The sequence below is a fragment of the Chryseobacterium sp. MEBOG07 genome, assembly GCF_021869745.1.
Classification (GTDB): Bacteria; Bacteroidota; Bacteroidia; order Flavobacteriales; family Weeksellaceae; genus Chryseobacterium; species Chryseobacterium viscerum.
This window is the reverse complement of record NZ_CP084579.1, coordinates 4975347-4990871: the sequence shown is the minus strand read 5'-3', so window position 1 is coordinate 4990871 and position 15525 is coordinate 4975347. Positions and strand designations below refer to the sequence as shown.

Below are 15525 nucleotides of genomic sequence, written 5' to 3'. Positions count from 1 at the left end.
ACTTTAAGAAATGAACAGAAATACCTTTACTTATTTAAAAATCGGAGTTTTATCATGCTTCCTGGTAGGAGTTATAGCCTGTAAACATGATGATGAAGATGAGTTTACATTTAATGGCCTTGATGATTCCTATTCTATTGAACGTTTTAGAGTGTTGAGCATTCCTACCAATGCTTCAGGAGCTGTCACATGGAGTATTAATGATTCCATTATTTCTCAAAACTCAGAACTTGAATTTATTAGTCCGAAGGCAGATGCTTATCCTTTGACTTTAAAAATTAACAATAAAGGAAACGAGCAGGTTTATCATTCCAAAATCATCGTTACCAAAGAAAAAACACCTTACAGTAAATATATCGCCAAAGTATTGGAATTCCGTCCTGCTGTAGGACAGTTCATGAACGAAATCCCGGAATATTTACCAGGATATACAACCGCAAATATGCTTCAGAAAGCAAACGAATCATTGGTAGGGGGTAATTCTACCATGATCACACTTGGCGGATATGGCGGATATGTTGTTTTCGGATTTGATCACACGATTCCGAACCTGAATGGACGGGATTTTAAAATTCTGGGAAATGCATTCTTTGGAAGTGATGCCAGTGATCAGCGCTCAGGATCCTGTGAGCCGGGAATTATTATGGTTGCCTACGATAGAAACAAAAACGGAAAACCTGATAACGACGAGTGGTACGAAATTGCAGGCAGTGAATACTTCAAAAATACAACTGTAAAAGATTACAGTATTACCTACTATAAACCTGATGAAAATAAAACTCCTGTACCCGGAAGTGAATTCTGGCAGACCGATGTAGAATATCTCAAATGGAATGATAATCTGGGGAATCAGGGTTTTAAAACAAAAAATACTTTTCACGTACAAAGTTATTATCCTCTATGGTTTACAGATCCTTCTTACAGCTTTTCAGGAACCAGATTGGCAAATAATTTTTATGATCAGAGCGGGAATGGATCTTATTGGGTAGGAAAATCATATGATTTCGGATATGCAGATAATGCTCCGAATAATGATGAAGCTTCCAATATTGATATTTCCTGGGCGGTAGACAGAAGTGGGAAATATGTGAAGCTTCCGGGTGTTGATTTTATGAAAATATATACAGGAGTCAATCAGGAAGCCGGCTGGCTGGGTGAAGTTTCTACAGAAGTTGCTGGAGCTTACGATTTACATTTCAAATAACGATTCAATAATACAATCTATTTAAATTAATAAAGAATGAAAAAGTTTTATCTTTTTATGATGCTTTTTCTGTTTGCATGCGTATCAAATGCACAGATAAAAGTTCAAGGTGTACCCCGAAATGATATTTCCGGGATCAGCAAACTTAATACCACTACGATCAGTTTTTCTGATATCCAGTATTGGGTAGGATCAGGCTCCAATCAGGCTGCTTTTGTAGTACAGTGGAATGACGGTAAGAATCCTGATGCGATGGTTTGGGGATTCAAATGGGACGGAAATGCTACGGGAGAAGATATGCTGAAAGCTATTGCTAAAGCAGATCACAGACTATACACATTACTGTATCAGGGAACTCAATTTGGGTCAGCTGTCGGTGGAATAGGTTTTGACCTTAACGGACAGAATACCAATGCACTGATCAAAAGTGGAAATACCACTTATCCGTTGTATCCGGTAAATGGTTTTGTGAATACCACAGCCTATGATTTTGACAGCTATACCATTGTGGATGCTGCCAATGACCACTGGCAATCTGGCTGGACAGTGAATGGATATTGGGCTTATTGGGTGAAGAATCCAGCAGATGCCGATTTTGGATATGCTAGCGTAGGAGCTTCTTCACGTATATTGGAAAATGGGTCATGGGATGTTTGGAATTTCAACGTAGGATTTAATGAAACTCCTATTTCTTCCACTATCACGCCGGTTTCGCCATATGTAGCTTCTACCAACTTTACCAACGGATATTTTATGGTAAATGAAGAATGGTTTAGCCATACCAACGGTTCTGTGAATTTCATTGACAATAACGGCCAGATCAATTACCGTGTGTACAGTAATGCCAACAATAACCAGGCTTTCGGAGCAACTACGCAGTTTGGAACGATCTATGGAGATAAATTTTATTTTGTTTCAAAGCAGGCTGCTGACGGAGGAGATACTCAATATACTCCCGGAGGAAGACTGGTGATTGCCAATGCGCAGACGATGCAGAAAATTGCTGGTTTCAATACCATCGGTGGAGGTGACGGAAGATCATTTTTAGGAGTGAATGAGCACAAAGGCTACATTGGTACTTCTACCGGAATTGTTCTTTTTAATATTGATAATTTACAGGTAGGTACTCTGATTGCCGGAACAGGTGGAAACGGTCAGATCGGAAACATGATCCGTACTTCACAATATGTATTTGCAGTGAAGCAAGGTGCGGGGATTTTAGTAATCGATCCTAATACAGATACAGTAGTGAGTACGATTGCTGGAGGTTTCTATTCAGTGGCTCAGGCTAAAGACGGAAGTGTATGGGGAATTCAGGATCAAAAGCTGATCAATATTAATCCTACCACTTTTGCTACACAGATCTACAATATTCCAACTACTAAATATATCGGTGATTGGGGAGCATGGAATGCGGGTAAATTTTCAGCAAGTAACAAAGAAAATGCTTTATACTGGATCAACTCATTGAGCAGCTGGAGTTCAGGAACACAGATTGTAAGATTTGATGTAACGACGAAAACATTTAACGAAAACTTTGCTGCAATTCCAGGGCAGACAGGACAATTTAAGCAGATTCCTTACGGTGCAGCTCTTCGTGTAAACCCTATTACAGGAGAACTTGTTCTAAATACAACAGAAAGCGGATATAGTTCCCACTATCAGAAAAACTGGATTCATACCTATGATATGACAGGAGCTCTTATCAATACCAAAATTTTGAATGATTATTATTGGTTCCCTTCATTGGCGGTATTTACTAATAACTCAGTTCCTGTTGTAAGTAATACTTTACCTTCACAGGTTACAGCTGGGACTACCACAGCGATTGATTTAAAATCAATAGTTTCAGATGCGGATAACATGACAGTATCTGTTGTAAAATCAATAAAATCGAACAGTAATCCTACAGCAGTTTCTGTGGCTATTAATAATAATGACGAATTAGTTCTTACGCCACTTACTTCGGGAACATCTGATATTGTCATCAGCTTCAACTCGAATGGTAAATTGGTTGAGAAAACAATTACAGTAAACAGTACAGCTTCAACATTGGCTACGGCTGAGGTGAAAAAACTTGAATTTGGTATTTATCCGAATCCGGTTACTGATGTCCTTACCATTAAAACACAGGAGAAAATTCAGAATGTTTCTATTTATGATGCTTCTGGTAGATCCGTTAATGCACAGTTGAACAACGGGCAGATCAATGTAAGCACGCTTCCAAAAGGTGTTTATATTCTGAAAGCTATTACAGATAAAGCTGTATATCAGCAAAAACTGATTAAAAACTAAGAATACTTTAGATCGTTAATCTTGTTAATAAAAACCCCAACCATTTTTTTGGTTGGGGTTTTTATTAAGCTAAGAAGACATACAAATGATAAAAAGTAACCTTATATTGATAAGATTGTGAAACATCGGACATATAAAAAAATCCGGCAGGCTGAAAGCCTGCCGGATTTTAAGTGAATGTATGTTTTTTATTTAATCATTACTTTTTTAGAGTAGGTTTTTCCCTCTTTTGTTTGCAGGGTCATGATATATACTCCTTGTGGCTGTTTAGTTTCAAACGTGTTTGATGTCAGCTTAGAACGGAATACTTCTTTTCCTGAAGTATTGGTTAAAGAAACCTCTGAGCCTTTTGTAGAAACATTTTTGTCAAGAGTAAACAATCCGTTTTGGCTGTGAGCCATGAAATTGATGAATGGATCTTTGTACTGGTAAGAATAGTATACTCTAAGCTCACCGCCAATATTCAATAATCCTGAATTCACGTTTATTTTAACACGGTCAAAAGGAATATTCATCGTAAGTTCAATTTCGGCTTTGCTTGGATCTGTATCTCCAAGTTTGATTAGAGTAGAACCAAGACTCTGGTAATCGTTGTTGGAAACATTTCCATTAAATGTTTCAATAGATACACCTCCCAATACCTGAGCAGATAGAGGAGTTCCGTTTGAACCAATTCCAATAACAAGTTTGTTGGTGTTGTTAGCGATATTGGAAGTTGGGAAGATCAAGGTCTGTTCTGTTCTTGCAAGGAGCCCCACTGAAACCTGTATTGTAGAGTAGTCGGTTTCGTTACTTCCTACTGCATTTTGAGGGTTCAATACACCACAGCCCAAGCATACTCCCAATACCTGATTGGTTTGACTGCTTGCATACGTTTTTACAATCTGTGCAAAAGACATAGTGCTTGTTAAAAATAAGAATGATGCCAGAACAGCAGCTTTCATAGTGCGTTGGCTAGGTAATAAATAAGTTTTCATATATGGAAAATTTTGGGTTTTAGCTTTTTGTAAATTTATAAATAAAATGATTATGTTGATTATTTTATTTCATATTTATGTGATTTGTTAATAATTTGTTGATATTTGTGATTATGATTTTATTTTTATTTAACGATTGTTTTTTGTATTCCTCTGAAAACGAATGCAAAAAAATACGGCAGACTAGAAAAGTCTGCCGTATTGAGTTTATCTCTTATTTAATTATTTGATCAAAATTTTTCTTGAATACGTTTTTCCTTCTTTTGTTTGTACATTCATAATATAAACACCTTCGGGCTGTCTGGATTCAAATGTATTTGATTTTAGTGTAGAACGGAATACTTCTTTTCCTGAAGTATTGAACAAAGTAATTTCAGAACCTTCTACAGGAACATTTCCACCAAGAGTTACCTGTCCGTTTTGGCTGTGAGCCATAATATTGATCAATGGATCCTGGTAAGCATAATAAATTCTGAAACCGCCGCCAAGGCTTAATACCCCTCCGGTTAAACCAACTCTAATTCCATCATAAGGTTTGGTTGGTTTGAATTCTACCGTACCTCTGTTAGGCGTTGCTCCCAGTTTAAGAAGACTTACATCAATAGTTCTTCTGTCATCATTGGAAGTTCCTCCGTTCATAGTTTCAAGAGTTACTCCACTTAATAATTGTACAGATAAAGGGATGTTGTCTGTTCCGATTCCTACAACCAGTCTGGTGTCTGATCTTAGGTCAGGAAAAGCCAGGGTTTGCTGGATTCCTCCTAATAATGCTGTACCCAATACCATTGTTGAATAATCATCTTCGTTACTTCCGATTGCATTTTGAGGATTGTCTACACGGCACCCAAGGCATGCTACTCCAAATACGCCGGAGCTTTGAGCGTGTGCATAAATTCTGTTCTGTGCAAAAGTTAATGTGCTGGCAGAAAATAAAAATAAAGCCGTTAATCCAGCTTTAAAAGAGAATTGGTTTCTCAAAAGTAAATTAAATTTCATGTTATTTTTTTTTAGAATGAATAGTTTTATCCAAATTTAGGCATTAATGTGAAAAGGAGGAAATAATATTTCTATTATCGGTGATATTTTTAATGAAAATTAATATGACTTCACAATTAGGAGTAAAAATAACATGGTACTTGATTGATGGGAAGTTTTAGATGAGGGGAATAGTATTGCTTTGATCTAGCTGAACTTTAGTGTAGCTTGGAAAATCAATATAAGGATGAGCTAAAGATGTGGATTCTTTTGAATAGAACTAGTTACTATATATAAACAAAAAAAGACTTTCGAAAAAGTCTTTTTTGTAGCCCGTAGGGGAGTCGAACCCCTCTTACCAGAATGAAAATCTGAGGTCCTAACCGATAGACGAACGGGCCCTCTATCTTCCGTTACCGAAATAACGTGTTAGTTTTTTGTTTTTATAAGTATCAACTCTTAATCTTGTAGCCCGTAGGGGAGTCGAACCCCTCTTACCAGAATGAAAATCTGAGGTCCTAACCGATAGACGAACGGGCCGGTTAGATTTTTGTTGTAAAGAATAGCTTTTCTACTTTGTGTTTAAAAAACCACTGATGTTATACAGTGGTTTTTTAAATTGAAGTAGCCCGTAGGGGAGTCGAACCCCTCTTACCAGAATGAAAATCTGAGGTCCTAACCGATAGACGAACGGGCCAGCTATGCTTTTACGCTAATTTATTAACGTGCTTTGTTAATTTGCTTTTCAAGTTAGCCGCTTTGTTCTTATGGATAATGTTTCTTTTAGCTAATTTATCCAATAAAGCGATAACTTTTGGCAGTTGCTCTGTAGCAACAGCTTTATTTTCTTCACTTCTTAATGCTTTCAATGCAGTTCTAGCAGTCTTGTGATAGTATCTGTTACGAAGTCTTTTCGTTTCGTTTTGTCTAATTCTTTTTAACGCTGATTTATGATTTGCCATATCGTTTAAATGTGAGTGCAAAACTATAAACTTTTTTTTAAACTACCAAATTTATTTTGAAAATTTTTAATTTTCTTCTGATAGGTATTTTCTAAGCTTATTTATTGCTTGTTCTATTTTTAAATTTTCTTGTTCTTTCTCTATTTTTTTGATCGTATTTCCCAGCATGATCAGTGCATTATTCCATTCTCCAGTGGTGTTGGTGAAAGTAAGTCCGTCAATTGTTACTTCAAAAGCAATCCTTTCTCCAGTCCTGTAAAGTCTGAAACTGATTTTATCATCTTTGCCTGTAATCCCGCCTTCATTGATTTGTAAATCATAACTTTTTGGGTTAGAGTGGATTTTCTTAAAAAGCAATTTAGCTTCTTGTATTTTTAAATCCGGCATGATATAAAATTTGGTAGCCTGTAGAAAACTACAGACAATGATTTATCAATATTTTTTTTCATCAGTGTGACCATATTTGTGTGACCAATTATGGCTGGAATTTTTGCAAATATAACACTTTTGTAATATATAAAGTAAATGGAACGGCATTTTCATTATGCATAATAGTAATTCTCAGATTCTCAGTATGCTATAATTGCATACATTTAATTGTTTTCTCAGATTGTCCAAAAACAATCCTATCTAAAATGATTTTGAAAGGGAAGAATAGCAGAAAATAGGCAATAAAAAAACCTTTAACTGATCCAGTTAAAGGTTTGTAATTTGTAGCCTATAGGGGAATCGAACCCCTGTTGCAAGAATGAAAATCTTGAGTCCTGACCACTAGACGAATAGGCCAAATTTTGAGGTTGCAAAAATAACAATTAACTTTTTAACCTCAAAATTTCTTTTTAAAATTATTTATAAACTTTTTGTATCACGGTGTTTTTTATGCCTTTAGCCTCAAGATCTTTTTGAAGCTTTGCAGCATCTTCAAGGGTGTATACTTTTCCATAGGTGTAATAAAAGACTCCATTATCTTTCTCCCTTTCTACATCTTTTAAGTTCTGAAGGATATAAGAATTACCATTCAATTTATCACCGGCATAGACTTCTATCGTATAATATCCCATGCTGATCCTTTGGTTTGGCATGAATCCTACTGCAAAAGAGTTTCTGAAACCAGCATCTTTAGCTGTTTTAAGATTGATGTCTTTTACAGAAGCCATATTGGTGACAGCATAGTAATACTTGTATTGACCATTTTCTTTAAGGGTAAGAATATAATTCAGGCCTTTCAGGGCAGGATCATTTTCATTGTATTTTGTAGGAGAGCTCATCAATAGAATTCTGAAATCATTTTTCAAAGGTGATTCAGCTGGTTTTTCAGGCTCAGGCTTTTTAACGGTAAGAGAGCCTCCTGATTTTCTATCAATTGCTTTCTTATAATCTATAATCGCATTATAGATACTTTCTGCAATCTCAGTCTGCCCTTTGTCCGAAGCGATATAATGACTTTCTTCAGGATGGTTGATGAAACCTGTTTCGATAAGTACAGATGGCATGGCATTCATACGGAGAACGTGAAGGTTCTTCTGGAAAACCCCTCTTGAAGATCTTTTGTCTTTGTTCACAAAATTATCTTCTACTAATCCACCCAAAAGAAGACTTGATTCCAGATATTTACTCTGCTGAAGTTTTAAGGCAATTAGTGACTCCGGAGAATCAGCATTGTAAGATCCGAATGTCTGCTTATCTTTTTCATCCAGGAAGATCACGTCATTTTCTCTTTTGGCAACCTCAAGGTTCTCATTATTCTGGTTAGGCCCCTGTACGTAGGTTTCTGTACCATAGGCTGTAGGTCTTTGAGAAGAATTACAGTGAATGGATATAAAAAGATCCGCTTTACTTCTGTTAGCCAGATTGGTTCTGTCGGATAGAGAAGGGTACTCGTCGATTTTACGGGTGTATATTACTTTGAAGTCCCTGTTTTTTCTAACATGGCTCCTACTTTTAATGTAATAGCAAGTGTAATATCTTTTTCTGCGACTCTTCCGATGTCGGAATAGGACCTGTTAGCCCCATGATCACTTCCTCCGTGTCCCGCATCCAGAACGATAGTAAACTTCTTCTGAGAGAAAATAAAGTTGCTGGTAAGGAGAAGGAGAAATGATAAAATTATTTTAAAATTTTGTTTGTGCATCTTACAGTTATAAAAATTATATTAATTTTGGGCTTTAATCATATATAATAAAATTGGCCAAAACCGTCCTCAAAAATATATTACAAATTTTAATTATCCTAATTTTTAACAATTTTTTAGCACAGAAAACTCCTGAAAAATTGCCTAAAAATGCGGTTAATGATACTATTTCCAAAAAGGATACCATAGTTGTAAAAAAAGAATCTCTTGATGATATTCTTCGTACCAAAGCTGACGATCAGAGGAGAGACATCCCTAAAAAGATGACTTTCCTGAACAAAAATGCGCAGGTAAAGTACCAGGATATGCAGATTGATGCAGATTATATTTCTATTGATGATAATAAAAGTTTGATCTACGCGAGAGGAAAACAAGACTCTTTAGGAAAAATCATCGAACCCGTAATTACCACACAGGCTGGGAAGAAATACGAGACCAATGAATTCAGCTATAATACAAAAACCAAACAAGCCATCGCTTTCAATGCAAGAACAGAAGAAAGTGAAGGGGTGATTATTGCTCAGAAGACCAAAAAATATAACGATTCCGTATTCGCGATGAGAAAAGCGGATTATACCACGGATGATTATTTCATTAAGAAAAAAGATACCGCTGCGGATTATTTTATGAGAGCTTATAATATTAAGCTGATAAAAACCAAAAATAAATCGCAGATCGTTACAGGTCCTATTCAAATGTTTATAGAACAGGTTCCGACTCCTCTTTATCTTCCGTTTGCTATTTTACCGTTTTCGGATAAAAGGGCTGCAGGGATCCTGATCCCAAGTTTTGGGGAAAGAGAAGATGTAGGATTTTTCCTTAACGGAATAGGGTATTACCAGCCGATTGGAGAGCATTTTGATCTTAAAGTACTGGCGGATATTTATACAAAAGGAAGCTGGAATATACGTCCTCAGATGAATTATCAGAAAAAATACCGATACTCCGGAAACTTTACGGCAGATGTGGGTACGATGGTGAGAGGAATCAAAGGTTTGGACGATTATACCAAAAACAGTACCTATAGAATCAACTGGACGCACTCTCAGGATTCTAAAGCTAACCCGTTTCTTACTTTCAGTGCTTCTGTAGATATTGTGAGTACAAAGTTTTATAACAATCCACTCAACAACAACTATATTTTCAACCAGAATGTATTGAATACCCAGCAGAACTCTACGGTAACCCTTACCAAAAGGTTTCTGAAACTTCCGGCAACGATTACAGGAACGGCTTCTTATTCCCAGAACTTTGCAACAGGACTGGCGGATCTTCGTCTTCCACAGATGAACGTAGCCATCAACCAGTTTTATCTATTCAAATCAAGAACAGGGATAAGAACGGGACTTCTTGAAAATATTACGGTGAATACAGGTTTCAACCTGACGAATTTTGTAAATACTCAGGAAAATGAGTTGTTTAAAAAAGAAATGTGGGAGAAAATGCAGACGGGGCTTAAAAATAACATCGCATTGGCAACCAATACAACTTTAGCAAAGTATTTCACGTTCAGTTTAAGTGCCAATATCGATAATGCTTTGACCACGAAAACGCTTAACAGATATTATGATCCAATAAAGAATGTAACTGTTGACGAGATCAATAAAAACCTTACCGGATATTCTACTTTCTCTACTTCAGCCAGTCTTCAGACAACGCTTTATGGAATGTTGAAATTCAAAAAAGGATCTGCCGTGGAAGCGGTGAGACACATGATGACTCCAAGTATTGGCTTCACGTATGCACCGGATTTCTCAAGTCCTAACTTCGGATATTATAAAAACTATTACAATGCAACCGGAGCTTTGACTCCTTATTCTATTTTTGAAAAAGGAATCATCGGAAGTCCATCAAGCGGAATGGTGGGAGCTTTAGGTTTCAATATCGGTAACAATATCGAGATGAAGGTAAAGTCTAAGAGCGATTCTACAGGGGTGAAAAAAATCAAGATCTTTGAATCTTTAAACCTTGCAGGAAGCTACAACTTTGCTGCTAAAGATCACCCTTGGTCTGTATTTTCAATCAACGGACAATCTTCATTCTTCAATAATAAACTTACTGTAAATACGAGCCTTTCACTGGAGCCGTATAGGATAGATTATTCTTCGGGGCAGGATACAGGAATAAGAACAGAACAGTTCGGGCATTTCAGTGTACAGGGATTCAATGTTCAGTTATCGTATCCTTTGAGCAGCGAGATTTTTGGAGAGAAGACCGACTATGCTAAAAAATATTCTTCAAAAGGAGAGGTCCGAAATGAGAATTATTATTTTGATGATGATCATTACGCCCACTTTGATCAGGCATGGACTTTAAATATCAGTGCGAACTATGCCTACTCAAAAGGGTTGAGCAAGTTTGCTAATAAAATTGCATCCATTGGGTTGGATGGTAGTATCAAGCTGACTCCTTACTGGAATGTCAACGGAAGTACACATTATGACATGGTGACTAAGGAATTGGCGTATACTAGAATTGGTTTTTCAAGAGATCAACGAAGTTTTACGATCAATTTTAACTGGGTTCCTTTCGGTCAGTACAAAGTATATGACTTCTTTATTGGTATAAAAGCCAATATCTTAAGTGATGCATTGAAGTACAAAGACAGAAGCTTTACCCAGCCGAATGCACCTTTCTAATATCAGATTGGCATTTGCGAATATAAATTTTATATTTGCAACCAAAATAAATTCTAATGAAATCACTGTTGGCAAAATTCTTATACCAACGAATACAGCAGATGGTGATTGTATATGACCTTAGAAAAAAATAAATATCCGCTATGAAACAAATAATCAACACAGTTAATGCACCTGCAGCTATCGGGCCTTATTCACAAGCTAATATGGCAAACGGAGTTTTATATATCTCCGGACAGATCCCTGTAGATCCTGCAACTGGTAAATTGGTAGAAGGAATTGAAAAAGAAACGCACCAGGTAATGAAAAACCTTGAAGCTATTCTTACGGAAGCCGGAATGACTTTCAAAAACGTTGTAAAAGCTACCATCTTCCTTAAGAGTATGGATGATTTTGCTGTAATGAATGATATCTATGCATCTTATTTAGCTTCTGAAAGCTATCCTGCACGTGAAACAGTACAGGTTTCTTGTCTGCCTAAAAATGTGGATATCGAAATTTCTATGATTGCACATCAGGATTAATGAATTTTTTTAGAAATACAATTGCGGTTTTGTTGGGCCTTGGTATAGCAGGGCTTATTATTACTCTTGGTATAAGAGCTTTTCCGCAATGGATTACTTTTGATGCTTTTGCTCCGTTTGAGCATTGGCAGAGGTTTCTTTTCAGTATGAAAGATGATAAGGCATTTTTCGGTTTCCTGTTGTTTATTTCCGGATTGGGAACTACCATTGGTGGGGTGGCAACAGCCATTATCGTTAAATATGCTAAAGTAGCCTATGCTATTCTGATCGGCTTTATTATGCTCTTTATTGCGATGTTGGATGTCATTATATTTCCGTATCATCCTACATTTTATAAGATCTCTATTTTCCTTACGTTCTTTCCGTTTTCCTGGATTGGGGGTAAAATTGTAGAAATTATTTACGAGCGGAACAAGAAGAAAAGAATCGCTGAAAAAATGAATAAACCTAAATAAAATATAAAAAAAACGCTGCAGATCTGCAGCGTTTTTTTGTTGATATGAAAAACTAACTTTGTTTTTTGATTAAGGCATTTTAAATCCTTTTGTGTAGATTCTTCCATAGTCATCCACAAATTTCACTTGTACATTTCCTTGGTATTTATCCAGGATCTTTTCTACATCTTTCTGTGAATTGACTGGTTTACCATTGACTTCAATGATGATGTAGTTGTCTACGATTCCGATTTTAGCCATTTCGCTGCCTTCAGATACGCTTTTAGCAACTACGCCACTATTCAGTCCGTATTCTGTTTTGAAACGCTCTGTAAGAGGGTCAAATTCAGCTCCGATCTTTTCAGTTACCGTAAGGTCTGCTTTCGTTTTCGTGGAAGTTCCTCCTTTCTGATCCCTAAGAGTAACGCTGGTTGTATTTACTTTACCATCTCTGGTGTACGTCAGCTGTACTTTATCACCTGGACGTTTGCTTCCGATAGACATAGATAGATCAGCAAAATCTGTGATGTCATAGCTGTCTATTTTAGTGATGATATCTCCTTTTTTCAGACCTGCATCTTCAGCACCACTTTTCTCACCAAACCCTGTAACATATACTCCGGATCCTATTTTAAGATTAGTCTTGAACTGTTTATTATAAGAGTTCACCAATTGATCATTCGAAAGATCTAAAGATTGCACCCCTAAGAATCCTCTCTGTACAATTCCAAATTTTTTGATATCCTCAATAATTTTTCTCGCTAAGTTAGAAGGAATTGCGAATCCATATCCCTGATAATATCCTGTTGTAGATTGAATTGCAGAGTTGATTCCGATCAATTCTCCATTGGTGTTCACAAGAGCTCCTCCAGAGTTACCTGGGTTGATTGCTGCATCTGTTTGGATAAAGCTTTCAATAGGGTTCGTTGCTTTTCCCTGACCTCCAAGAATACCAATACCTCTTCCTTTAGCGGAAACGATACCTGCTGTTACAGTAGAATTTAATCCAAGCGGATTTCCTACGGCAAGCACCCATTGTCCTACATCGATATTATCCGAATTCGCAAAATTTAAATAAGGAAGACCTTTTTCTTCAATCTTTAATAGAGAAATGTCTGTATTAGGGTCTGTTCCTACCAAAGTAGCGATGTATGATTTCTTATTACTCAATACAACTTCCAGCTTATTAGCACCCGCAACTACGTGGTTGTTGGAAATAATGTAACCGTCTGGAGAGATGATGACACCAGAACCCATTCCAGATGGCATATTGTCAGGAGCCTGCTGTGGTTTCTGTCTCTGCTGCCCTTTTCCTCCGAAAGGATCTCCGAAGAAAAAGTCGAACAGATCCTGTTCTGAAGCTCTGCTTGAGGTTCTACTTTGGTAATTTTTAATAGTAACTACAGCCGGAACGGTTGTTTTAGCTGCTTTTACAAAATCATCGCCTACTGCTCCCGTGTTCATTCCTGCAAATGAGGTGTTCGGTGCGGACGTTGTGAAATAAGATTGATCTCCATTGTTGGAGGTGTGTCCAAAATATTGTAAGGCTCCAACGGTAGTAGCTCCGGAGATTACTCCTACTACTGCAAATGGTAATAGTTTTTTTAAAGTACTCTTCATTGTATATCTTTCTGGTTTATTAATTAATTTCTTTTTTATGTTTTTGAGTAAACAAATTTACTGTTAAATAAGTAAGCAATTAGCATGCTATGTTTCAACTTTAACTAAAATTTAACTGCTATTATGTCATTTTATGTCTTATGTCATAATTGTTAATGTCAGAGTTAACATAACTTAAAAAAAGCTTAAAGAAAAATAGGTCAGACTTACTGATATAAAGTACAGCTTTCTTTTATAATCTCCCTTACTGGTAGCCCGTGATTTGTGTCATAGACAGACTTAATTCAAAAATTATTATCTTTGCAAAAATTTTATTCTCACTTAAAACGTTTATAGCATGCAACTGTATAACACCTTAAGCGCAGAAGAAAGAGCTCAACTTATTGATGAAGCCGGTAAAGACCGTCTTACTTTGTCTTTCTATGCGTATGCCAAAATTGAAGATCCCAAAAAATTTCGCGACGAATTATTTATAGCCTGGAACGTACTGGATGCGCTTGGACGTATTTATGTTGCTCATGAAGGAATTAATGCTCAGATGAGTGTTCCTGCGGATCAGTTTGAGGCATTTCGTAATACGCTGGAAGTTTACGACTTCATGAAAGGAATCCGCTTGAATGTAGCGGTAGATCAAGACAATTATTCATTTTTAAAATTAACGATAAAGGTCAGAAATAAAATTGTTGCTGACGGATTGAATGACGAAACTTTTGATGTTACCAATAAAGGAATACACTTAAAAGCACAGGAATTCAATAATTTATTGGATGATCCGAATACAATTGTGGTCGATTTCAGAAATCACTACGAAAGTGAAGTAGGACACTTTGAAGGAGCTATTACTCCGGATGTGGAGAATTTCAGAGAAAGTTTACCGATTATCAACGAACAATTACAGGACTTTAAAGAAGATAAAAACCTGTTAATGTATTGTACGGGAGGAATTCGTTGTGAAAAAGCCAGTGCTTATTTCAAACATAAGGGCTTTAAAAATGTTTACCAATTGGAAGGCGGAATTATTGAATATACGCGCCAGATAAAAGAAGAAGGAATAGAGAGCAAGTTTATCGGTAAAAACTTTGTATTTGACCACCGTTTAGGAGAGCGAATTACTGACGATATTATTTCACAATGCCACCAGTGTGGAAAACCTTGTGATAACCATACCAACTGTGCGAATGATGCTTGTCATCTTTTATTTATCCAGTGTGATGAATGTAAGACCGCGATGGAGAACTGTTGTTCTACAGAATGTCTGGAAACAATACATTTGCCTTTGGAAGAGCAGTTAGCATTAAGAAAAGGACTGCAGGTTGGAAATAAAGTGTTTAGAAAAGGAAAATCCGATGCACTGAAATTCAAAAATTCAGGAGATTTATCAGACAAACCTTTAGCAAAAGCTGAAACGAAAAATATCCGCCAAAAGATAGCGGTTAAAAAAGAATTGATTGGTAAGGCAGAACATTATTTCTCAAAATCAAAAATTGCACAGTTTTTAATTGAAAATAAAGATTTGTCAGTTGGTGATAAAGTATTAATTTCAGGTCCTACAACAGGAGAACAGGAAATTACAATTACTGAAATCTACGCCAATGGAGGTCCTTGTGAAACCGCAAAAATAGGAGATCAGGTTACTTTCGAACTTCCATTCAGAGTTCGTTTATCTGATAAATTGTACAGAATTTTGCAAAATGCATAATTCATCATAAGTGATAAAGCTTCAAAAAGCTTGTCCGGTAAGAATTATTTCAGTTACAATAACTT

General features: G+C 36.4%; 11 protein-coding genes, 4 tRNA genes and 1 pseudogene. 6 read left to right on the top strand and 10 right to left on the bottom strand.

Translation table 11 applies throughout. The features are described 5' to 3' along the window. The first annotated feature begins 10 nt into the window (after positions 1 to 10). Together LF886_RS23075 and LF886_RS23070 are read left to right on the top strand one after the other, a co-directional pair. Positions 11 to 1204: a cell surface protein gene (locus tag LF886_RS23075; RefSeq protein WP_236851965.1), complete on the top strand. Its 1194-nt coding sequence runs from the start codon at positions 11 to 13 to the stop codon at positions 1202 to 1204. A gap of 36 nt (positions 1205 to 1240) precedes the next feature. Beyond that, positions 1241 to 3499: a DUF5074 domain-containing protein gene (locus LF886_RS23070; protein WP_236851964.1), complete on the top strand. Its 2259-nt coding sequence runs from the start codon at positions 1241 to 1243 to the stop codon at positions 3497 to 3499. A gap of 188 nt (positions 3500 to 3687) precedes the next feature. On the opposite strand, the gene LF886_RS23065 is transcribed toward LF886_RS23070, so the two are convergent. From LF886_RS23065 to LF886_RS23025, 9 genes and pseudogenes are all read right to left on the bottom strand, one after another. After that, positions 3688 to 4476, bottom strand: coding sequence for a T9SS type A sorting domain-containing protein (locus LF886_RS23065; RefSeq protein ID WP_236851963.1), 789 nt, complete (start codon positions 4474 to 4476; stop codon positions 3688 to 3690). A 222-nt stretch (positions 4477 to 4698) separates the two neighbouring features. Beyond that, positions 4699 to 5472, bottom strand: a complete 774-nt coding sequence (locus LF886_RS23060; RefSeq protein WP_236851962.1) for a T9SS type A sorting domain-containing protein — start codon at positions 5470 to 5472, stop codon at positions 4699 to 4701. 308 nt (positions 5473 to 5780) lie between these two features. After that, positions 5781 to 5852: transfer RNA gene (locus tag LF886_RS23055), tRNA-Glu, on the bottom strand. A gap of 67 nt (positions 5853 to 5919) precedes the next feature. Continuing rightward, positions 5920 to 5991, bottom strand: a tRNA-Glu gene (locus LF886_RS23050). A gap of 85 nt (positions 5992 to 6076) precedes the next feature. Continuing rightward, positions 6077 to 6148: transfer RNA gene (locus tag LF886_RS23045), tRNA-Glu, on the bottom strand. A gap of 10 nt (positions 6149 to 6158) precedes the next feature. Continuing rightward, a complete protein-coding gene (rpsT, locus tag LF886_RS23040; RefSeq protein WP_236851961.1) occupies positions 6159 to 6413 on the bottom strand; it encodes a 30S ribosomal protein S20 in 255 nt (84 codons plus the stop codon). A 66-nt stretch (positions 6414 to 6479) separates the two neighbouring features. Beyond that, positions 6480 to 6800: a hypothetical protein gene (locus LF886_RS23035; RefSeq protein ID WP_109737771.1), complete on the bottom strand. Its 321-nt coding sequence runs from the start codon at positions 6798 to 6800 to the stop codon at positions 6480 to 6482. A gap of 327 nt (positions 6801 to 7127) precedes the next feature. Then, positions 7128 to 7199, bottom strand: a tRNA-Glu gene (locus LF886_RS23030). A 59-nt stretch (positions 7200 to 7258) separates the two neighbouring features. Further along, a pseudogene (locus tag LF886_RS23025) lies at positions 7259 to 8544 on the bottom strand (N-acetylmuramoyl-L-alanine amidase family protein). A gap of 53 nt (positions 8545 to 8597) precedes the next feature. On the opposite strand from LF886_RS23025, the gene LF886_RS23020 reads away from it, so the two are divergent. The 3 genes from LF886_RS23020 to LF886_RS23010 all read left to right on the top strand — a co-directional run bounded on the left by LF886_RS23020 (position 8598) and on the right by LF886_RS23010 (position 12162). Further along, complete coding sequence (locus LF886_RS23020; protein ID WP_236851960.1) at positions 8598 to 11183, top strand: putative LPS assembly protein LptD; 2586 nt, start codon at positions 8598 to 8600, stop codon at positions 11181 to 11183. A 143-nt stretch (positions 11184 to 11326) separates the two neighbouring features. Beyond that, positions 11327 to 11707: a RidA family protein gene (locus LF886_RS23015; protein WP_236851959.1), complete on the top strand. Its 381-nt coding sequence runs from the start codon at positions 11327 to 11329 to the stop codon at positions 11705 to 11707. Next, the gene (locus LF886_RS23010) at positions 11707 to 12162 is read left to right on the top strand and encodes a hypothetical protein (protein ID WP_103232464.1); all 456 of its coding nucleotides are present in this window, start codon (positions 11707 to 11709) and stop codon (positions 12160 to 12162) included. The genes LF886_RS23015 and LF886_RS23010 overlap by 1 nt, the downstream gene beginning before the upstream one ends. A gap of 69 nt (positions 12163 to 12231) precedes the next feature. On the opposite strand, the gene LF886_RS23005 is transcribed toward LF886_RS23010, so the two are convergent. Beyond that, the gene (locus LF886_RS23005; protein ID WP_236851958.1) at positions 12232 to 13761 is read right to left on the bottom strand and encodes a trypsin-like peptidase domain-containing protein; all 1530 of its coding nucleotides are present in this window, start codon (positions 13759 to 13761) and stop codon (positions 12232 to 12234) included. Between the two features lie 337 nt (positions 13762 to 14098). Here LF886_RS23005 and LF886_RS23000 point away from each other — a divergent pair, with 337 nt between their 5' ends. After that, the gene (locus tag LF886_RS23000) at positions 14099 to 15460 is read left to right on the top strand and encodes a rhodanese-related sulfurtransferase (RefSeq protein ID WP_236851957.1); all 1362 of its coding nucleotides are present in this window, start codon (positions 14099 to 14101) and stop codon (positions 15458 to 15460) included. The last annotated feature ends 65 nt before the right edge of the window (positions 15461 to 15525 follow it).